Source organism: Psychrobacillus sp. (assembly GCF_032154225.1).
Classification (GTDB): domain Bacteria; phylum Bacillota; class Bacilli; order Bacillales_A; family Planococcaceae; genus Psychrobacillus.
The window spans coordinates 88,164-109,016 of record NZ_JALDYF010000012.1; the positions used below are offsets into that span (position 1 = coordinate 88,164).

The following is a 20,853-nucleotide window of genomic DNA, read 5'->3' on the forward strand; positions in this document are numbered from 1 at the left end:
TGTTACTACCTAAGCTTGTTGGATTTCAACTATTTGATGGATGATAGCTTCATAGTACGATTTTTCATGAGGGACAAAATGATCTTTAGTTACAGTTTTGTGAATGACGATATTATTCCCTGCCGAGTTTACTTCAAACCCTTCTATTTGTATTTCTTCTAAGCTTCCGAGCCAAAGTCCAGAAAATTGGTGAAATTCAGTACGAACAATTCCTGATACTTCCTCTTTCTGCAATATGTAATCATCGAATGAATGTACACTATTATGTAAAAATACATGAGCAAATTCTTTATCAATAAGTTCTCCCGTTGTTACCGAATAATTGATGATCCCAAGTGAAATTAACTCAGTAAATGTCAAGACTATTCCAAGCTCTTCCTCCACTTCTCTAATCCCGTCATTAACCGTTTCATTTACTAATAAATGACCAGCGGCTGTAATATCTAATAGACCTGGATAATCCTTTTTAGAGTCACTTCGAATTTGCAAATATATATAATCTTTGTCGTTTTCTCTACTAATAAACCAACAATGAAATGTTTCATGCCAATGCCCTACTCTATGTACTTCCTCGCGCGTTGCAACGCCTATTTCATTTCTATTTTCATCAAATACTTTCAAAAACTCATTTTCCATTTCAACAACTCCCAAATATTTTTAATTCATTATACTATCAAATCATTCGATGCTTCACAGCTATTCGAATATTCTTTATGATATGTATAGTGAACTATTTTAAAAGGATGTGAAAATATGAACGATACTTCAAAAACTTTTAAACCTCCGTATTATGCGGTCATTTTTTCTTCTAAACGAACAGACGGCGATAAAGGCTATTCCAAAATGGCAGATAAAATGGTCGAACTTGCTTCTCAGCAAGCTGGCTTTCTAGGAGTAGAATCTGCACGTGATGAACAATTAGGTATAACCGTTTCTTACTGGGAATCATTAGAAGCAATAAAAAATTGGAAAGAGCATTCCACTCATCAAATTGCACAAGAAAAAGGTAAGGCAATGTGGTATCAAAGTTTTTCCTTAAGAGTATGCAAAGTCGAACGAGATATTTTTTTTGAAATGTAAAAAAGATAGATCAAGCAGATTATCATTTGCTTGATCTATCTTTTATTTTACCCATCAAGAAGTTCGATAAATTCATCTAGCTTTGTTAGCGATACTAAATTGTCATTGCATTTTTGACTATCCTGACAAATATAGTTACCTCTCTTCGTAAAAGCATCTTGTGTTGCGCCTTTTACAAATGAAGTAAACATCCCAACTTCTTCAAAACGATGACAAAGTGCACATAGACCTTTCTTATGCGAGCTTGCAAATCCACCAGATATTCCAACAAGTTTTTCTTTATACTCCATAACGAGGAACTTTTTATTAGAGCCTTTATCATTCCATCCTATATATGATAACCGTTTGAAATCCATTTCTTGGATTGATGGGATTTTTAGTTTTTTTACTTTCGGAAATAGCTTTTTGATCGCTTGTTCCGATACTTGTTTAAATGGGACAATAAAAGGTTTTATTTGCGCTACAAATACTTCTGCCTGTTCTTTTTCTTTCACTTCTACAATCGAGCTTAACAACTGTTTCTGTTCTTCATTTAACAGTTCGAAAAGTTCGAAAACCTTCTCTAAAGTGAGCGATTTTAAAGCAGTTAAAACAGCTCTATCATTAACTGTCATATGCCCATTTACGAGTATTTGTGTTTGTTTTTTTATAAAATTATATTGATCATTTCGAATGAAAGGATTCATGTTCATCACCTCTTTTATTATTGTAAAGGATTAGTCCCTTTTAATATATGCAGAAGATGAATAGTAACCAATTTCGCCATAACCAAAGGTGATTGTTGGCGGCAGCCATCCGATTTTCCTGGCTGACCATCCGATTCTTGGCTCCAACCATCCGATTTTCCTTTTTAAATGCTTTCCCACTAAAAAAACTGACAATCTCCATAGATTATCAGTCATACATACTATTCACTTCGAATATACAATCTTTTTGATCGTTTCAATTGACAGGAAATGCTCCTCTGCTAACTGGTCAAGTGAAACCCCAGTTTTATAAGCTTTTCGTATCGTATCGTTTCTATCATCAATTCTTTTTCTCTCCCCAGACAAAGCACCCCACTTTTTGTAATGCTTCTCTGGTTTCGGAATATAAATAGCTTCACCTTGAATATACTTTTGAATTTCAACGATAAGCTCTTCAGGTAAAACAGCACTTGCTTTTACATATGTCATTTTCGCTCGCTCCTTATTAGGTATAAATCATTCAATAAGGTGCAAAGCCGAAATTATAAATGGCGATTAGGGTTTATTTATAAATCTCCCCATGCAAAGTATCGCCTTTCCAATTACAGGCTTTGCATGAGACGTTGCGTTATCTGGTAATTTTTTCTCATTTACCATCATACTCACCTCCTAAATATAAGTATATTCATTTTCTTTTCAGTTGCTCAAGTAATTGTTGAATTTTATCTTTTTGGTTCAATGTTTCCTCTTGCAGATGCTCTATTTGATATAGACCATTCTCGATAGAAATTCGAACAATATCCCCCTCCTGAAAGGAAGTGGCTAGTTTTGAACGATGAAGTTGCAATTTGTCTTCTTCATCAGGATACTTCAAAAAAACAGCGATGTCTTCTTCAAATCGATCTAGAATGTATTTACTCCATTTCACTCACAATCTCTCCTTTTTCATTCAACAATTGAGCTGCATCCCCATCATTTTTCCACATTTGTCCGTTATTCCATTTAATATACCCTTGACCTTCTACTGCGTCTGGTCCACTTGTAATATAGATTGTTTTCCCTACCGCTAAGCTAATATTCGGAAACTTGAACACTTGATTTCCTTCTATTGAAAAAAGTTGCCAACCTTGTAAGCTTACAGATTCATTCCCTTTATTCGTTATCCCAACAATTTCTTCTCGTAAATCCTTACTTGTTATCGAAATAGATACATCTACAACAGGCTCTACAATTTCCTCTTTCGGCAAAGCATGCCCAGCAGACACAGAATAATCTACCCCATTTGTTGATACTGAAATATTCCCTGCTTCAGCAGTCGCATACACCTGAGAGCCAGCTTTCTTTAAAACACTGACAACTTCTGAATGAGGATGCCCATAGGAATTATCTTTCCCATAACTCAAAATAGAAACTTCTGGTTTAACAGCAGCAATAAATTCACTAGAACTACTCGTATTTGATCCATGATGACCTGCTTTTAAAATAGTTGACTCCACATTATATTGTTCCATCATGTTTGATTCGACGCCAGTGTCTGCATCTCCTGTTAATAAAAACGAAACATCTTTGTAAGCTACTCTAAGCACAATCGACGCCTCATTATTATCAGCCGCACCCTCCCCAGCATTTAACACCGTAATGTTAATTGCTGGATCTAGTGAAATCTCGTCTCCATTTGCTGGCACAATAAAAGGGATTTTTTTCTCTTGAATGAGTGTCAGCATTTTCTCATATGTTTGCGAAGTATGGACTTTACCAGAATCAACAAAGTTTTTAATAGAAATAGAATTTAATACCGCAAGTAATCCACCAATATGATCGGCATCTGGATGCGTTGCCACTACATAATCTAGCTTATTCACACCTAAATCTCGTAGAAACGCGACAACCTCTTTACCTGAATCACGCTTCCCTCCATCGATTAGCATATTTTTACCGTTTGGTGATTGAATAAAAATCGAATCTCCTTGTCCTACATCGATAAAATGGACTTTCATTTCTTTCCCTTTAGTTGTTTCTTCCTGCACATTCGTATTAGGAACTTCCATTTCATTAATCGGCTGCGTACATCCAATTAATAATGCAATTACAGCGATAACTATCGTAAACAAATAAACTATTTTTTTCATGTTGAACCTTCCTTTTTTAACTCTATACAATATAGTGTAAAAGAATTCCCTTGACATAGCTATGTTAAATAACATAGAATTATCAATTGTGCATTATATAACGTGGTTCGAGAACCTCCCACGTAAAAAAACTAAGGAGAAATGAATAATGAAAATCAAAACACTTGTAACAAGCGGAGTTATCGCAGCTTTATATGTTGCTGTTTCTCTACTAGTTGCACCTTTGGCATTTGGTGCATTACAATTCCGTATTTCGGAAATGTTTAATCACCTAATTGTATTTAATAAAAAATACTTTTTTGGAATTGTAATTGGTGTGTTTGTGGCCAATTTGTTTTCCCCTCTAGGTTTATATGATTTAACTTTTGGGGTTGCACATTCGATCATCACTTTATCAGTTACTATTTTTGCATCTAAGTTTATTAAAGGACATGTCCCACGCATGATATTTAATACACTATTCTTTACGTTTACGATGTTTATCATTGCATTCGAATTACACCTTGCATTAGAGCTGCCATTCTTCTACACATGGTTAACAGTAGCTGCTGGTGAATTCGTCGTATTAGCAGTTGGTATTCCACTTATGGCTGCATTAAACAAACGATTAAACTTTAAAGAATTGATATAAAAAAGAACCGGATTCTAAAAAATAGAGTCTGGTTCTTTTTTGTCTATTAGAAAAAACGAAAGTACCCTTACTTTGAAGTATTATGCTGAGATTGTCCGATTATGAAGCATTATTGTCCAATTCCTATTAATCACTTTTAAATCTTGATTCTTCATGAAAAAACGAGCCCGCTTCTATTTTAGAAGCAAACTCGTTAATAGTATTTTATTCTTTATCGAACTCTTTTGTGCTTCTTACTGTATCAATCGGGCGAACTAAACCTTCAATTTCTTCACGTTTTGGTTCTAAAAATGGAGGCAATGATAATTTTTCACCAAGTGTTTCATACGGCTCGTCGCCCATAAATCCTGGCCCATCTGTTGCAAACTCGAATAATACACCGTGTGCAACTCGTGCATATAAAGATTCAAAGAAGTGACGATTCACATAACCAGATGTTTGGAATCCGAAGCTGCTCAAACGCTCGATCCATTCTTCTAATACAGCACGATCCTCTACTCGGAATGCCACATGGTGAACAGTTCCAAATCCTTGTCTTCCAGCTGGCAGAACAACATTTTTCTCCACAACTACTTGTGCGCCATTTCCACCTTCTCCAACTTCGAATAAATGGAATGATCCTTCATGAGCTATTTCTTTAAATAGTAATACCTTTTCTAACACTTCTTTTAAATAATCAAATTGAGCAATACGTATATGAATTGGTCCAAGTCCAGTAATTGCATATTCTAATGGAACAGGTCCATTTTGCCATGGTGTTCCTGAAGCAACACCTTTATTATTTTCATCTGAAATTAATTGATAAGGTTGGTCATCAAAATCAACAAATGGTAATACTTTTTTACCGAACTGCTCTTGAATGCCCGCATGTGCTATTTCTAAACGATCGAAACGTTTTACCCAATAATCTAGTGCTGCATCATTCGGTACGCGGAAAGAGGTTTTCGAAATTTCATCTGTTCCATGTACTCCTTTTGCAATTCCAGGGAAATCGAAAAAGGTCATATCTGTGCCGGCACTACCTTTATCATCCGCGAAAAATAAATGATATGTTTGGATATCATCTTGGTTAACTGTTTTCTTTACTAAACGCATTCCTAACACATACGTGAAAAATTCGTAGTTCTTTTCCGCACTACTTGTAATCGCTGTTACGTGATGTATGCCTTTTAATCCGTTCATTGTATATTCCTCCAATTTATTTATATGTTTTTATCTCCATTAAAATTATCTCGAATTCAAAGTAATTTTATCATGAACATTTTAGGATGTCAATAAGTTGAAAAACTATGCAAAAAAACACCAACAATCGGTTATAACGAAAGTTGGTGTTTCCTTTTTTTAGATCAATTTTTGCTTTTTCAAAAATCCTAGCTTTGTTTCAGAAAGAATAATCGCAAAGAGTATAAGAACTGCTCCAATAGCCATTCTTGTCGTCATAATTTCGCTTAAAATGATAACGGAAAATGCCATACCCCAAAAAGATTCTGTTGAAAGAATAATAGCTGCTTTTGTTTCCGAAATGTATTTCTGAGCAACCGTTTGCAATAAATAAGCAATCGTCGTAGAAAAAATACCTAGATAAATAAGTGGAAGCATTCCTTCAGAAGCAAATGTAAAAGAAGTTTCTCCTTTGAAAAAAACAACGATCCAACTTATTAAAGCTGCAACCACCATTTGAATAATTGCTAGTAGAACAGGATCTTCTTCCTTTACATATTTGGCCGTGTAAAAAATGTGGAACGCAAATCCAACTGCACATGCCAATGTAAGCATATCTCCAATATTTATGTCGGAAGATAATTGAAGCGATAATACCGCTACACCTATCAAAGCAATAATCGCACCGAACAATTCAAACATATCCATTTTCCTCTTATAAAGGACATAACCGATGAAAGGAACAATGACTACATTGACCGCTGTTAAAAATGCATTTTTAGATGGAGTCGTGTATTCTAATCCAACTGTTTGGAGTATAAATGCTACATATAAAAAGCCTCCTAAAATCGCTCCTTTTAAAAGTGTACTTTTCTTTATTTGCTTCAACCTTTTATAGAAGAATAAGCTTAAAAGAACAGCACCTATTAAAAACCTTCCTGCCAAAATTTGATAAGGTGTGTAGTGTTCTAGCGCTACTGCACTGGCAACAAATCCACTTCCCCATATAATCGCCGTAATGACAAGACCTATTTCTCCAAGATAATTTTTCATTACATAATCCCTCACTATTTTTTCAATAGTGTAATTATATCGTTATAATTATCCCTATGCACGACAATTCGACAAATAACTATCTCATTTCAATTACCTTAATAAGCTTTTCTAAAATCCCCTCTTCTAATTGACGAATCTCTTGGATTAATCTCATTTTTTCTTCATAGAAAGAATCAAAGCTTTTTAAAGTCTCTTCTTTTCCGCTATCCTCTTGCATCAACTCTATTACATATTGGATTTCATTTACTTTCTGCCTACCGTTATCCATGTTGCCCTCTCCTTTTACAGTAATAACAATAAAATTAGATTTGCCCCCCCATTGTACCACCTACACAGGAATTTAGTAATAAAATACTTCTTTAATGAGATGTATATTTTTAATGAAATTGTCTAGCCTCTTAGTTAGAGGTGAATTTCAGTGTCCAGTTTTTTAAAATTAGTTGGAGAACAATTGAGAGTGATTAGAGAATCGAAACGGCTAACACAATCCCAAGTGGCAGAATTAACAGGTTCCATGGGAATGAGCAAATCCCGTATATCAGATATCGAGCGCGGCCAAACGAACATATCTTTAAATACATTAGAATTAATCATGAACGCATTAGAAATTACACCGGATGAATTATTTAATTTTCAAAAGCTAGCTGGTGTTATGGAGATTGAAGAAAAGAAAATCATTCTAGATGTTCATCATTCTCTACTCAAAGAAAGAGAATTAGATGAAATTAAATATGTGGTTAGAACAGCTAAAGATTTTTTAGATACTGTAGATGGCAAAAAGAAATAAGAAAAAACATCTTAGCAGCGCAGTTTCCGGCTCGCTCCAGGCTTCTCATTAAGCTATACGATGAACGGGGAAATTTTAAAGTGTGGCAAATGTTTGTCTTCCTCTCGAATTCAACTTCCACGCCAAGTTGTTAAATGCTTTTGGTAGTAGAAGAAGCAAGAGACATTCTATACTCTTTGAAGGTCGCCAAAGATACAATTTTGGCGACTTTTTGTCCGTTTTTAGAAAGAGACACTTCTATATTTGCACATTAAAGTGGAGAAGTAGAGGACAAATTTACTTCGTATAAAAATCGTCGGTCTATTTCTAACTAGAAGTGCGGATGAACTTTTTTTCTCCATCTGACCTCATAGTGGTTAAGTAGAAAGACCATAAATCCACTCCCATAAATAGTATGGATGTAGTGAAAAGCGGCGACTCCAGCGGGAACAGCGAATATTTTCTGCGACGAGTAACCGCAGGAGCACATGTTTTTGCAGCGACGAGGAGATTGAAGCCGTGCCCGCGGAACGCGTCCGCTTGTTACGAAATCCACTCCATCCATTTCTATAACTTCCTTACTCTCTATACGTACCCTAAACCCAGTGTTCATGGTACATTTTCATATACTTTCATCTGAAAATAAAAACTGCTTCAATAACCTAAAAGTTATTGAAGCAGTTTCAATTTAATTCAATTTAAAATCAGCAACAATGTCTTGAAGTTTTTCGGACATTTCTGCTAATGAACGTGAAGCGGATGTCATCTCGATCATCGAAGCATATTGTTCTTCTGCCGCTGCCACTACGTTTTGTGTATAGCTTGTCGACTCTTCTGTCACTTCTTTTGTTTTATCTACTTCTTTTACAAGTACTTCTGTATTATTGCTTATTTCTTGGATTCCTGTTGAAATGAATGATAGTTTATTATTAATTAAGCCAATATCTGCTGCAATTGTTTCAAATGTTTTACCAGCATTTGTTACATAAGTCATACCAGTTTCAATAACAACTTTTCCTTCATTTACAGTTCGAACGGTATCCTTTGTATTGACTTGAATTTCGCCGATCAAAGTGGCAATATTTTTAGCTGCATTTCCTGATTCCTCAGCTAGTTTTCTCACTTCGTCTGCTACAACCGCAAATCCTTTTCCATGCTCGCCTGCTCGCGCTGCTTCAATTGCTGCATTTAATGCAAGTAAATTTGTTTGTTCAGCTATTCCTGTAATCACATTAATAATTTCTCCAATTTCATGCGATTTGCGCTCAAGCATTTCCATTGCCGTTGTAGTCATTGTGCTTTGGTTATTAATCTGATTCATTTGTTCCACTGTTTGAACAATAACTTCATTACCAGCTAAGGAATCTTTAGAAGTTGCAATGGAAAGTTCATTTACTTCTTTAATGTTCGATGTTATTTCAGTAATACTAGTTGAAATTTGTGAAACGGAATTTGTTGCTTCCTGCATTCCAAGTAACTGACTTTCTTGACCAGAAGAAATTTGTTGAATCGAATCAGTAATCTCCTCCGATGCCCTACTCGTTTCTTCACTACTTGCAGTAAGTTCCTCAGAAGTTGCAGCAACTTGCTCTGCTGAAATGGAAACAGAGTTAAGGACATCTTTTAAATTTGTAGTCATTGAATTAATATCATTTGCTAAGTCGCCTAATTCATCTTTATTGTTAATTTTAATATTTTTAATGGATAAGTCTTGGTTTGCAATTTTCTTTACATTTTCCGCAATTAGTTGAATTGGATTAGCTAAATGTTTAGAGAATAGAATAATAACAGCAATACCAACTAAAGTACTCAATGCAAGTGTAATTGCGATATTTATAAGGATAGAATTACTTCCCTTATTAAATGCATTCATATATGTACCAGCACTTATGATCCATCCCCAGTTCGGATCTACTGCATTATACGTAATTTTTGTAGCTTCTGTACCCGGTTGACCTGGTAATTCCCATTTATAATAAGAGAAACCAGTTCCATCTTCTGCAGCCTTAATAATATCTTGTACGACGTATTTTCCATCAATATCTTTATTTTCCCATCCATTTGTTCCCTCAATAGAAGGATGAGCGATTTGTTCTCCATCTTTACCATAGACGACAAAGTAACCATTTGCACCTAAATCAACTTTTGTTGTTAACGCACGTTTTCCATCACTTTGTAAATCACCAAGTAAATATTGTTTTACTTTATCCTGTGCATCTTCTAGCGATATGTCCCCTTTTTCCACGGAGTAGTTCATTGCATCAATTAATTGAATCGCCATTTCAACACCATTTTTAAGTGTTTTTTCACCTAGTTCATCTAAGTTTTTTTGAGCGGATACATAACTGCTTACCCCTATTATTAAACTCGGAACGAGTAATAGGCATAATGAAATAATAAATAATTTAGTACGAATTTTCACGTGCTAGTCCCCCTTATTTATGTTCACTTGCATTTTGCATACGTATTCATTTTGTTTTCTAAGTATCCATAAAGTTTATAAATACTTTAGTCTTTACAAAAATATAAATACATCCCATATTATAAGCCAAACTGTTTATATATGTAAAAAGGCACAAATACCTATTTCCAACCATTCTATACACTTTAGTGATATTTATATGTCATTTGCAAATATTATTTTGATGATATGGAATAATAATCTTACTAAGTTAAGTGGCCCGTTAACAAAGAATGGCTACTTTTTTATTATCAAACTGTTATATTTCCTTCTTTTGAAGAATAAACATTATTAATAATGAGTATTTTTCATAAGGGAGGTTTTCAAATATGGCTACTAGACCCCCGCAACTGATTCGGGGAGATACTGTCGGTATTGTTACTATAGGTAGCCCATTAGCAGCTAATAGAATAGATGAAGGAATCATGGTATTAGAAAATATGGGGCTTCGGGTTATCGTAGGGGACTATGTCTATTCAGCGGAGGGATTTCTGGCAGCAACTCCACAGCAAATGGCTTCAGATTTAATGAAAATGTTTGCAAATAAAGAAGTTAAGTGGATACTGCCGACTAGAGGCGGCGTCGGAGTGGCAAGTATTCTTCCTTATCTCGACTTCACATTTATATCTCGCAATCCTAAAATTGTGTCTGGCTATAGCGATATTTCTGTCTTACAAAATGTACTTTTTGAATATGCGGACTTAATCACCTTTCAAAGCCTCCTCTTACTAGATTTTAAAATGAGTACTCCAGCATATAATTTTAATCAATTCTTTTCTGCAACTTCCTCTTTATTCGCACCTTGGGAAATTCAAAACCCACCAGGCTTTCCTCTCGTAAGCTTAGTTCCTGGTAATGTAGTTGGCCCCATTGTTGGAGGGAACCTTACTTCTTTTATAGGCACTTTAGGAACACCTTACGAAATTAGCACTGCTGGAAAAATTATCTTTTTAGAAGAAACACATGAACCAATAAATACTGTATATAGATATTTAAATCATCTTTTCTTAGCCGGAAAATTTGATGACTGTCTTGGAATTATCATGGGGGATTGCACGAATTGTGACATTTCATATGGAAAAACGTACGCAGATCTTATAAATGAATTTTTAGTACCTTTAGGAATACCACTTATGTCCAATCTTTCAACAGCTCACGGCTTTTATAAAGCAACGATTCCAATAGGTGCTGTTGTTAATATGAACACGTTAAACAGCACATTAACTGTTATGGAACCAGCAGTGAGTCCAAGTTAAATGCCCAATTCCAAGTTGCTTCGGAATTGGGCATTTTCATGTTACACGTCAATTTCTGTACCTATTTGTTGTTGCTTCGCTTTTGCATAAACACCTTTTGCCACTGCCAAATCAAAATATGCAGCTCCAACACATTTAAAAAAAGTAATTTCTTCTTCATTTTCTCTGCCTTTTATTGCACCGATAACAAGCTTTCCAAGTTCACCGTGTACATCGTCGAAAGACCATTTCCCTAGTTCCTCCGCATACATAAGTTCTCCTGCCTCGTCCTTTACTCCAGCAAAGTCATCCACCACAATTTTAGATGCACGAGTAATCGTCGTTATATCCACTTCATGCATATGTGGTAAATATGATCCTACACCATTCACATGAGTTCCTGGCTTCAAATCTTCTCCATTAAATACAGGATCATTTGAACGAGTCGCACAGTTAATGATATCTGCTTGACAAACAGCAGCGGCAACATCTTCCATCACTTCATAAGCAATTGTTACACCGAATGCTCGAAGCTTTTCTCCAAAAGCATTTGCTTTTTCCGGGTTACGATTCACCAATAAAATACGTTCAATCGAACGAACAGCAAGCACACCTAATACTTGTTCAAACGCCATCGCACCTGTTCCAATTACCGTTAACACGTTAGCATCTTTCTTCGCTAAGTAATCCGTTGCAATCCCACTTAAAGCACCAGTACGCAGTCTCGTTAAATAAGAAGCATTCAGCATTGCTAAATGATCTCCATTTGCTCCATCCGATAATAAAACAACACCTTGAGTAGTTGCTTTACCGTTTGCAGGATTATGTGGGAAAATCGTGACCACTTTAACTGCCGACACTTCCCCAACAAGATCAGCACTCGGCATATAAAGAGCTGACGCTTCATGTGTTGGAAAATCAATAACTGTACGATGTGGATTTGCAATTTTATTTGCTGTTTTTGCAACGAGCACTTCGCGTATATCCTGTATCGCTTCTTTCATTCCATAGCTTTGCATAATTTGTTTTTCATTTACTACTAACATATCGCAACCTCCAATAATTAGAAAAACACGCCTATCACTATAAATAGCAACAGGCGATGCATTCCCTTACAATCTACCATTCTTTAATCTAAATTCTCTTTACTGCGATCTTTAACTGCCCAAATAGCAATTAACGATATAACAGCAGTGAAAATAATGTAACATGCTACAGGTACATATGAATTATTAAATCGAAGCAATAAAGCCGTTGCTACAAGTGGCGCTGTTCCTCCAGCTAATGCTGCACCAATTTGATAACCAAGTGTAATTCCAGTATAACGCACTTTTGCATCAAAAATTTCAGAGAACATCGTACCAAGTACAGCGGTAATAGGAGCCCAAATAACCCCTAAGCCGATAATCGTCGCAATTACTAATAGAGCAACCGATTGTTGTTGTAGCATCCAAAAGTATGGAAATGCAAACAAAATCATACCGATCGTACCACCAACATACAGTTTTTTACGTCCAATCTTATCCGATAAACTTCCCATAATAGGAATTAAAATCGTTGTAACAATTGTAGCTATCATAACCGAATTTAATACTGCTGTTCTTGAGAAACCTAAATTTGCCGTAGCGTATGAAACAACAAATGTACCAAAAATATAAAATGGAGCTGTTTCAACCACTTTAGCACCAATTGCAATTAAAACTTCACGCCAATGATGTTTTAATGTTTCTACAATCGGCAATTTCGGAATTTCTCCAGCTTCTTTAACCTTTTTAAAGGAAGGTGTTTCGTCAATTCCTTTACGAATCCATAATCCAAAGATAACTAATAACGCACTCAAAAGAAACGGAACACGCCAGCCCCAAGTCATAAATGAATCCTCAGGTAATAGTGTCATAATTGATAATGCTACAGTACCTAAAACCATTCCGATTGTTACACCCATTTGTGGAATTGCCCCATATAATCCACGCTTTTCTTTTGGTGCATATTCAACAGCAAGAAGCAAAGCTCCTCCCCATTCTCCACCAATCCCTAAGCCTTGTACAAGACGAAGTGTAATTAAAAGAATCGGTGCCCATATTCCAATTGCTTGGTAAGTAGGCAGTAACCCCATACCAAATGTTGCAACTCCCATTAAACTTAACGTAATGACAAGTGTTTTTTTCCGACCAACTCTATCCCCAATATGACTGAAAATTATGCCCCCAAATGGTCGTATAAAGAAAGATAATGCAAATGACGCATAGGCTAGTATCAGACCTACTGATGGATCTTCTGTAACAAAAAATACTTGGTTAAATACTAAAGCAGCAACAGTTCCATATAAAAAGTAATCGAACCATTCAATTGAACTACCGACTAAGCTAGCAATCCAAACTTTTCTCATTTGTTTTGAATCTAACATACTGTTTCCCCCTAATCCTCTAAAATTGAAGTGGTACTTTAATTTCCCCTTTGTTCATTGTAGAGAGTTTCAAATTTTCTGTCAATACTTCCAGTGAAATTTTGATAGTTGAGCGTACTTTAGCAAGTGTTGTATGATGATGAGATTAGTATAAAAAGTACAAAGGGGGTGCCACCCATGTCTTTGGATTCAGTTGGTCAGGTTTTAAAATCTTTAAGAAAAGAGCGAAAACTAACATTAAAAACTTTGGCTGAACAAACAAATGTCTCGATTAGCTTTCTTTCTCAGGTAGAAAGAGGAAAATCTAGCGTTACCTTGGAGTCCTTAAAAAAAATCGCCGATGCTCTAGCAGTCAATCCAAGTGTCTTTTTTTCTGCTGAACATACGCAAGATGATTTAGAAATACGAAGACAAAAATTCCATTATCAGGATTTATCCAATGGAATTTCTGATGCTTTTTACTCTCCTATTTTAGTTACGCTTCAACCAGGTGAAAGTGAAGGAGATGCTTTTTCACATAGCGGTCATGAGTTTTTATTTGTCCTGGAAGGTTCTTTAACCGTATTGATAGATGGAGTAAAAGAGGATTTTTCTGCGCAACAATCGATTATGTTTGATGCAACTAAAGATCATTATTGGTACAACTTAACCGACCAACCAGTGCGTTTTTTAGTCGTTTCTTCGAAATAAGCATTTACTGGACAATATATCTTTCTATTGAATATTTCTCCAACTAAAAATGTAGAGAGTATAGGAATTAAATGGAGTGGATTTCGTTACAAGCAGACGCGTTCGGTGGGCACGGATTCAGCCACTTCCGGTGCTCCTGCGGTTACTCGTCGCAGAAAACATCCGCTGTTCCCACCCGAGCCACCGCTTTTCATTACATTCATCTTGCTTATGAGCGTGTATTCATGTTCTTTCTATTTAAGACCTTTTATGTAAGAGGAAGAGAAAAAAGTTCATGGACACTTCTAGTTAGAAATAGACCAACAATTTTCATACGAAGTAAATCTGTCATCTACTTCTCCACTTTCTGTTCAAATCTAGAAGTGTCGCTTTGTAAAATCTACAAAGAGCTGCCAAAATTATATCTTTGGCAACCTTCAAAATAGATAGAATGTAACTTGCTTCTCCTATTGCCAAAAGTATTTAACACCTGGCAATGAAGTTTCTGGCGAGCAGAAGGCGAACATTTGCCATACGATGACCGAAGAAAAAGCTTGTAGGAAGCGGCGCAGCCACTTCCTACAAGCTTTAAAAATTTCACCGTTCATTGTATAGCCCAATGGGAAGCCTGAAGCGAGCCAGAAACTGGGTCACTCAGATGTTTTGGCTTTAAAGAACAAGGCATCTTTTTGCCTAGTTTTTCTTGTTAATGCCCTGGGAAGAATGCCATTTGGATGGCAAAGATCGCTCCAAAAACATATATAATCGGATGAACCTCTCGCCCTTTGCCACTTACTAATTTAAGCAATGGATACGTGATAAATCCAACCGCAATTCCTGTAGCAATACTTCCAGTCAAAGGCATCATTAAAATAATTGCAAAAGCAGGAAACGCATCATCAAAATTCTTCCAATTAATTTTAGCCAACCCTTCCATCATATAGCATCCAACAATGATTAAAGCTGGAGCCGTAATAGCGGATAAAGAAGAAATCGCTGCTACTAATGGAGAGAAAAACAAAGCAACAAAAAACAAAATTGCTACAACAAGCGCCGTCAATCCAGATCGTCCACCTGCTGCTACACCAGTAGAAGACTCAATATAAGCACTAGAAGGACTTGTTCCTAAAGCTGCTCCAACCGTTGTTGCGACTGCATCTGCTGCTAGTGCAGATTTCACTTTTGGCATTTTTCCATCTTTCATTAAACCAGCCTGCTCCGTAACACCAATCATTGTTCCAGTTGTATCAAAGATTGTAACGAGTAAAAACGAAAATATAACTGCGTACAGACCATTTGAAAACACTCCTGCAATATCAACATCCAAAAACACCATAGATGGTGGTGCTGATACTATGCCATCAATGTGAAGTAGTCCCATGAAATATCCAATAATTGCGGTGATAAACATCCCGATAAACAAAGCACCATTCACTTTTAAAGCGATTAAAATAATCGTAACAAACAAGCCTATAATAGATAACATCGCTATTGGCTCGCGTAAATCACCGAGTGTTACAAGTGCTTCGCTATTACCAACGACAATTTTAGACATTTTCAACCCAACAAATGCTATAAATAACCCGATTCCTGAAGTAATTCCATATTTTAAAGAAGTAGGAATAGAATCGATAAGCAATTCACGAAATTTCGTAAATGTTAATAAAAGAAATAAAATACCAGCCATCAAAACGGCACCAAAAACTACTTGATAACTAACTCCTTGAGTCGCAACAACACTCGTAAAATACGCATTCATCCCCATACCTGGTGCAATAGCAATAGGATAATTCGCAAACAAAGCCATAATAAGCGTCCCAATAACTGCGGCAACGATTGTTGCAATAAACACTTGCTCAAATGGTACACCAGCCGCAGAAAGAATCGCTGGATTCACAAGGATAATATAGGCCATTGTCAAAAATGTTGTAGTTCCTGCTAGTAACTCCGTTTTCACATTTGTTCCTAATTCTTTTAATTTAAATAAACGCTCCATAGTTCCTCCTTAAAGACAAAAAAAATCCCTAACTAAAAATGGGTAAAGGAAATTTACCCATTCGTAGTTAGGAATTCACGGTTCCTACTAGAAACTCCCAGACCATATCACTGAGAATATACGAATGATTTTTTTGTTTTATTGTTAACTTCGCTCATTATAATACACGAACAAAAATTGTTAGTCAATATAAATCGTTCGTATATACGACCATTTCCTTATGTTTCCCTATTAAAATATTCATTTAATTATGTAAAAAAAATTTAATAGTTAAAATAATTAAATACATGTTAAGCTTGAATTATTTCAAGTTAGGAGCAGTCCATATGCAAAAACTTATGTTTGAATCATCTTGGAATAAGGCCTTGTCTAACAAAGATCGAAAAGTTATTGAAGACGCCTTTTTAAAAACGGCTATATTAAACAGTAATAGCATTCAATTTACACCATTATGGCAAGCATTTAATCACAAAGATGAATTATTAGTAACGATGCTCATCCATAACTTCACATCTGAATTAGTTTCCTTTAACGATATACAACTCCGCTATCTTGAAAATAATAAAATGATTGCAGAGCATTTATTTCATCTCCCGACACTAGTAATACAACCGTCATATAGTATGCCGTGGACTTTCATCTTCCCTACTAGCAGCACTAAACAGGAAGCCACTTTTAAAAATGTTCAAATGGTTATCTACTAACGGCATCAAAAAAAACGCTTGGAAATCCAAGCGTTTTTTTGTGCTCTATTGTGCAAGTAATGCTAACTTGCTTTTAGATGGTGTTTCGTACTTTACATTTGTGGACTTTTTAACGTAACTTCCGCCACCTACACCATATAAGCCACCGTGATTACTGTTATAGCTATATACTCGGTATTCTTCACCTTTTTTCATAGGACGAACTGTAGTCAACGAACCGTCGCTCTCCAGTTTGACCAAGCTTGTATCAGATAGAATCGTCACTTTGCCGATTTGTCCTAATTTCAATTCCGTTTTTCCCCACATAACTTTTGCAGCTGGTGCACCTAGCTTTTTCGTAATGTAAGCAGAAGAAATATAGCCTGCTACCTTTTGATCCTCCGTTTTAACTGGGTACCATACAAATTGGTTTACACTTGTCAAAGATTGATCATATACAAAATTTCCTTCAATAATCAAAGTAGTATCATTTGTTACCGATTTCGCAGTTGATGAAGTGCTAGGTTGTGAGCGTAACTTTACAGTATCTGCTGTTATCGATACTTTATCTCCTTTTTTAAATTGATAAGCAGACGTATGCATCTTATCTGTTAATGTATACTCCATCGTTTTAAATACAATATTTTCTCTGCTAGTAGGATCATAGTTGAAATCTGCCACATTGAAAGAAAATTGTCCTAATTTCGCATTGTTCATGTAACTATCTTTTTCAATAAACGCAAAGACATGCTCTTGGTATGCCTCTGCATTCTTCAATCCACTGGACTGATAAAGAGGACTGTTGCTTGGCTTTGTACCGTTATAAGCCATGACAGGAAAGTACCAATTTTCGATTATGTCTCGTCCAGTCCCTTTTATTTTAGGCAAATCTGTACGTTGATACATACTGTTAAGAATCTCAATGCCTGCTTGAATATTGTAGTTGATATCGAATTTCAATTTCTCTTGATCATAGCCTAGTTGATTCGTAATTTGCATAACACCAATCCCATTATCTTTTGAGATTACAGGCTGGCCTTTTTCATCAAATTGTTTCCAAGCCCCATTCTCTTTGGAAGCTACAGCTTTTACAACTTCAGGAGGAATATTTCCTTCTAAAGCCGCATTCGTAAGTAAGCAGTTAATATGCTGAAAAGTGGGATTTTGGTTCGGCTTAATTTCCCCATATGATGAACATTTAGATGTCCATGTTGACTCAGCGAAAGCTTCTTCATTAGACAAACCGAAGAGCATTAAACAAATTAAGAACCCTACACTCATTTTGATTGATTTCATTCATTCTCCACCTATTCAAATTTTTATATGTTTATAGTATATTTTACCACAATAGATGAAAGTTTTATAGAATTGGTAGTTTAAAAATAACTTCTATAATGGAAAACCGTTGCTGCGATTGTTATGATCGTGTATGCAGCAGACGTGAGAAAAGCAACATTAGGTGAAAACTCTCTTTTTTTATTTTCCATTCTAATACCTGTCGAACCTTGAATGCTCATATCCAAATGTCGAGTACCAAAACCATCGCCTTTAGAAGTAAAAAAACCAATAGCAACGGTTGCAGCTAATCCAATGAAAATGGAGTAGTCAATGAATTTTGTATGTGTAAGATATGCTACTCCGAAACCCAATCCTATTAAAACGAACAAAGTTGCAATAATCGTTATTAACTTTCGTTTCATACTGCTTTCTCCCCTTTATGTTCAATTTCTATATATATATATATCTAAATATTCTAACTAGTATATATACGCTTAAATGCATACTTGGTTTCACTACATTTATCATTTTCTTCCATAAATAAAACTGGCGTTAATCCCTCAATAGATTATCGCCAGTTAAATCTTACAATTTCTTAGTTAATGGAAATAAAACACAATCTTTGATCGTCTCACAATCAGTTAATACCATCAGAAGGCGTTCAATACCGAATCCCCATCCAGATATGGGTGGCATCCCATATTCCATCGCGATTAAATAGTCATCATCCATCTCCATAGCTTCTGAATCTCCATTACTCTTTAAAAAAGCCTGATCCTCTAATCTTTTTCTTTGTTCGAGTGGATCAACGAGCTCAGAATAGGCATTAATAATTTCGGCACCATTCACGACTAATTGGAACCTATCTGTAAGAGTTGGATTAGCATCATTAGCTCTTGCTAACGGGGACAAATCGATCGGATGCTGAACTAAAAATGTGGGTTTTACAAGATGTGGTCGGCACATTTTTTTGTAAAGAAGGTCAATGAGGTTTCCTCTTCCTAAAGATTGAATATCCGAATGTTCTAAGTGGATATTTCTTCTCTTTGTTTCTTGATAAAGATCTTTAGCATCCTGGAAGAGGTCTATATCAATCCCTGTATCCTGTAATATTAAATTCCGAAATGAAATAATTTCCCATTCTAATGAGAAATCAATTGTTTGCCCCTGCATCGTAACAGTAGTTGTATGAAGAGTTTCCTCCAGTATATATAGAATCATTTCACGCATTAAATTCATCGTATCCTCATAATTCCAATATGCCGCATATCCCTCAACCATCGTAAATTCCTGAAGATGCTGGGGACTGATTCCTTCATTCCTAAAGCACTTTGCTATTTCGAAAACTTTCGTAAATCCACCTACAATTAGTCTTTTTAAATAGGTTTCCGGGGCAATTCTTAAATTCAATTCAGTTTCTAACGAATTATGGTAAGTACTGAAAGGTTTCGCAATAGCACCTGAAGAAGTATGTTGTAATACCGGCGTTTCTACCTCCAAAAAGTTTTGATTTTCCAAAAAATTACGAATGGCACGCACCATTTTAGTTCGAACTAATAAACGATTTTGCGTTTCTTTTGTCATGATTAAATCTAAATACCGCTGCCTATATCGAAGCTCTACATTATTTATCCCATGCCATTTTTCAGGAAGAGTTCGCAACGCCTTTCCAAGAAAAACATAGCTCTCCATACGCAATGTCTTCTCGTTCGTTTTAGTAGTATACATACTTCCTTCCACCCCGATAAAATCTCCAATGTCCAATAAATGATGAAACTGTGTAAATGACTCTTCGCCTATTTCATCTTTTTTTAATAAAAGCTGTAAATTTCCTTGTATGTCTGATAACGTAATGAAAATCAATTTACTGAAGTTCCTAACACTTATTATTCTCCCAGCAACCCGAACTCCAGAAGTACCGTCTGGAAGCATAGTTGCTTCATATAATTCATAATTCACAGAAAATCTCTCTGGATATACCTGTATTCCCTCGTTTCTTAATGTTTCTAATTTCTCTTTTCTTTGAGCAGTTTGTTCATAACTCATTTTATTTCACTCCAGTCCTATTTTATTTTATGGAATTTGAATTAAAAATTTACACAATAAACAACAAAAAGACCCCCACCCCCAAGATTTTCATCTTGAGGACGAGAGCCATAAGCTTCGTGTTACCACCTCAGTTTATTGATATGTTGCCACATCAACCTCTTCGAGTACGTCAATTTTAATAAATTGATTATACCCTATCCCTATAACGGGAGATCCCGTCGCAGTATCACTAAAAAAACCTTTTAGATCCGTGCGAAGCTCAGAGACTTTTTTCATTTAGATTATTATTGCTCCTTCCCACCAATAGGAGCTCTCTGGAAATAATCGATCAAAACTACTCTTCTCTTCATAGCCATATACTTAATATTAGATAATTACAAAATTTTAGCGTAAGTAAACAGATTAGTCAATTACTATTTGAGTGATTAGGAATTGCTCCATTAATTCAAAAAGAAAATTCTGTACTCCTTTTTGAAGTAGTCGAGTAGAAGGGAACCTCTCTACCTTGCATTAGATTGTGTTCCTCCCCCCTCACAGAACCGTGCTTGCGCTATTTACGCACACGG

Annotated in this window: 21 protein-coding genes, 2 riboswitches and 1 other annotated feature; of the genes, 6 read left to right on the plus strand and 15 right to left on the minus strand. The window is 35.7% G+C overall.

Going from position 1 to position 20,853, the window contains the following annotated elements; all coding sequences use genetic code 11:
• Positions 1–9: 9 nt before the first annotated feature.
• Entirely contained in the window at positions 10–636 is a 627-nt protein-coding gene (locus RUH95_RS15045; protein ID WP_313893709.1) for an NUDIX hydrolase, read from the minus strand.
• Between the two features lie 117 nt (positions 637–753).
• Between RUH95_RS15045 and RUH95_RS15050 the strand changes: the two genes are divergently transcribed.
• Positions 754–1,080, plus strand: coding sequence for an antibiotic biosynthesis monooxygenase family protein (locus RUH95_RS15050; protein WP_313893710.1), 327 nt, complete (start codon positions 754–756; stop codon positions 1,078–1,080).
• A 47-nt stretch (positions 1,081–1,127) separates the two neighbouring features.
• On the opposite strand, the gene RUH95_RS15055 is transcribed toward RUH95_RS15050, so the two are convergent.
• The 4 genes from RUH95_RS15055 to RUH95_RS15070 all read right to left on the minus strand — a co-directional run bounded on the left by RUH95_RS15055 (position 1,128) and on the right by RUH95_RS15070 (position 3,895).
• The gene (locus RUH95_RS15055) at positions 1,128–1,766 is read right to left on the minus strand and encodes a FusB/FusC family EF-G-binding protein (protein WP_313893711.1); all 639 of its coding nucleotides are present in this window, start codon (positions 1,764–1,766) and stop codon (positions 1,128–1,130) included.
• Positions 1,767–1,991: 225 nt separating this feature from the next.
• On the minus strand, positions 1,992–2,255 hold the full coding sequence (locus tag RUH95_RS15060) for a CD3324 family protein (RefSeq protein ID WP_313893712.1): 264 nt from the start codon (positions 2,253–2,255) through the stop codon (positions 1,992–1,994).
• A 196-nt stretch (positions 2,256–2,451) separates the two neighbouring features.
• Entirely contained in the window at positions 2,452–2,694 is a 243-nt protein-coding gene (locus RUH95_RS15065) for a DUF3006 domain-containing protein (RefSeq protein WP_313893713.1), read from the minus strand.
• Positions 2,681–3,895 (minus strand): MBL fold metallo-hydrolase, encoded by a 1,215-nt coding sequence (locus RUH95_RS15070; RefSeq protein WP_313893714.1) that lies wholly within the window; start codon positions 3,893–3,895, stop codon positions 2,681–2,683. Before RUH95_RS15070 ends, RUH95_RS15065 begins: the two co-directional genes overlap by 14 nt.
• Positions 3,896–3,991: 96 nt before the next feature.
• A riboswitch (PreQ1 riboswitch) is annotated at positions 3,992–4,036 on the plus strand.
• 7 nt (positions 4,037–4,043) lie between these two features.
• Here RUH95_RS15070 and RUH95_RS15075 point away from each other — a divergent pair.
• Positions 4,044–4,526, plus strand: coding sequence for a QueT transporter family protein (locus RUH95_RS15075; RefSeq protein ID WP_313893715.1), 483 nt, complete (start codon positions 4,044–4,046; stop codon positions 4,524–4,526).
• A 204-nt stretch (positions 4,527–4,730) separates the two neighbouring features.
• On the opposite strand, the gene RUH95_RS15080 is transcribed toward RUH95_RS15075, so the two are convergent.
• The 3 genes from RUH95_RS15080 to RUH95_RS15090 form a co-directional block, all read right to left on the minus strand.
• A complete protein-coding gene (locus RUH95_RS15080) occupies positions 4,731–5,708 on the minus strand; it encodes a ring-cleaving dioxygenase (protein WP_313893716.1) in 978 nt (325 codons plus the stop codon).
• Positions 5,709–5,867: 159 nt separating this feature from the next.
• Positions 5,868–6,740 carry a DMT family transporter gene (locus RUH95_RS15085; RefSeq protein WP_313893717.1) on the minus strand — a complete coding sequence of 291 codons (873 nt, stop codon included), beginning with the start codon at positions 6,738–6,740 and terminating at the stop codon, positions 5,868–5,870.
• 79 nt (positions 6,741–6,819) lie between these two features.
• On the minus strand, positions 6,820–7,011 hold the full coding sequence (locus tag RUH95_RS15090; RefSeq protein WP_313893718.1) for a hypothetical protein: 192 nt from the start codon (positions 7,009–7,011) through the stop codon (positions 6,820–6,822).
• Between the two features lie 150 nt (positions 7,012–7,161).
• On the opposite strand from RUH95_RS15090, the gene RUH95_RS15095 reads away from it, so the two are divergent.
• Positions 7,162–7,530: a helix-turn-helix domain-containing protein gene (locus RUH95_RS15095; RefSeq protein WP_313893719.1), complete on the plus strand. Its 369-nt coding sequence runs from the start codon at positions 7,162–7,164 to the stop codon at positions 7,528–7,530.
• Between the two features lie 667 nt (positions 7,531–8,197).
• On the opposite strand, the gene RUH95_RS15100 is transcribed toward RUH95_RS15095, so the two are convergent.
• Positions 8,198–9,931, minus strand: coding sequence for a methyl-accepting chemotaxis protein (locus RUH95_RS15100; protein ID WP_313893720.1), 1,734 nt, complete (start codon positions 9,929–9,931; stop codon positions 8,198–8,200).
• Positions 9,932–10,299: 368 nt separating this feature from the next.
• Between RUH95_RS15100 and RUH95_RS15105 the strand changes: the two genes are divergently transcribed.
• Entirely contained in the window at positions 10,300–11,226 is a 927-nt protein-coding gene (locus RUH95_RS15105; protein WP_313893721.1) for a S66 peptidase family protein, read from the plus strand.
• Positions 11,227–11,267: 41 nt separating this feature from the next.
• Here RUH95_RS15105 and RUH95_RS15110 read toward each other — a convergent pair whose 3' ends face one another.
• Complete coding sequence (locus RUH95_RS15110) at positions 11,268–12,251, minus strand: ornithine cyclodeaminase family protein (protein WP_313893722.1); 984 nt, start codon at positions 12,249–12,251, stop codon at positions 11,268–11,270.
• An 83-nt stretch (positions 12,252–12,334) separates the two neighbouring features.
• Entirely contained in the window at positions 12,335–13,612 is a 1,278-nt protein-coding gene (locus RUH95_RS15115) for an MFS transporter (protein WP_313893723.1), read from the minus strand.
• Positions 13,613–13,789: 177 nt separating this feature from the next.
• Between RUH95_RS15115 and RUH95_RS15120 the strand changes: the two genes are divergently transcribed.
• Positions 13,790–14,302, plus strand: coding sequence for a helix-turn-helix domain-containing protein (locus RUH95_RS15120; protein ID WP_313893724.1), 513 nt, complete (start codon positions 13,790–13,792; stop codon positions 14,300–14,302).
• Positions 14,303–14,987: 685 nt separating this feature from the next.
• Here the strand turns inward: RUH95_RS15120 and RUH95_RS15125 are convergent.
• On the minus strand, positions 14,988–16,277 hold the full coding sequence (locus RUH95_RS15125; RefSeq protein WP_313893725.1) for an NCS2 family permease: 1,290 nt from the start codon (positions 16,275–16,277) through the stop codon (positions 14,988–14,990).
• Positions 16,278–16,321: 44 nt separating this feature from the next.
• Positions 16,322–16,421, minus strand: a riboswitch (purine riboswitch).
• A 182-nt stretch (positions 16,422–16,603) separates the two neighbouring features.
• On the opposite strand from RUH95_RS15125, the gene RUH95_RS15130 reads away from it, so the two are divergent.
• A complete protein-coding gene (locus RUH95_RS15130) occupies positions 16,604–16,981 on the plus strand; it encodes an SLAP domain-containing protein (RefSeq protein WP_313893726.1) in 378 nt (125 codons plus the stop codon).
• 45 nt (positions 16,982–17,026) lie between these two features.
• Here RUH95_RS15130 and RUH95_RS15135 read toward each other — a convergent pair whose 3' ends face one another.
• The 3 genes from RUH95_RS15135 to lysS all read right to left on the minus strand — a co-directional run bounded on the left by RUH95_RS15135 (position 17,027) and on the right by lysS (position 20,284).
• Positions 17,027–18,256 (minus strand): transglycosylase SLT domain-containing protein, encoded by a 1,230-nt coding sequence (locus RUH95_RS15135; RefSeq protein ID WP_313893727.1) that lies wholly within the window; start codon positions 18,254–18,256, stop codon positions 17,027–17,029.
• Between the two features lie 80 nt (positions 18,257–18,336).
• Entirely contained in the window at positions 18,337–18,660 is a 324-nt protein-coding gene (locus RUH95_RS15140; protein ID WP_313893728.1) for a hypothetical protein, read from the minus strand.
• A 163-nt stretch (positions 18,661–18,823) separates the two neighbouring features.
• Positions 18,824–20,284 (minus strand): lysine--tRNA ligase, encoded by a 1,461-nt coding sequence (lysS, locus tag RUH95_RS15145; RefSeq protein WP_313893729.1) that lies wholly within the window; start codon positions 20,282–20,284, stop codon positions 18,824–18,826.
• Between the two features lie 94 nt (positions 20,285–20,378).
• Positions 20,379–20,646: a binding site (T-box leader), on the minus strand.
• Positions 20,647–20,853: the final 207 nt, after the last annotated feature.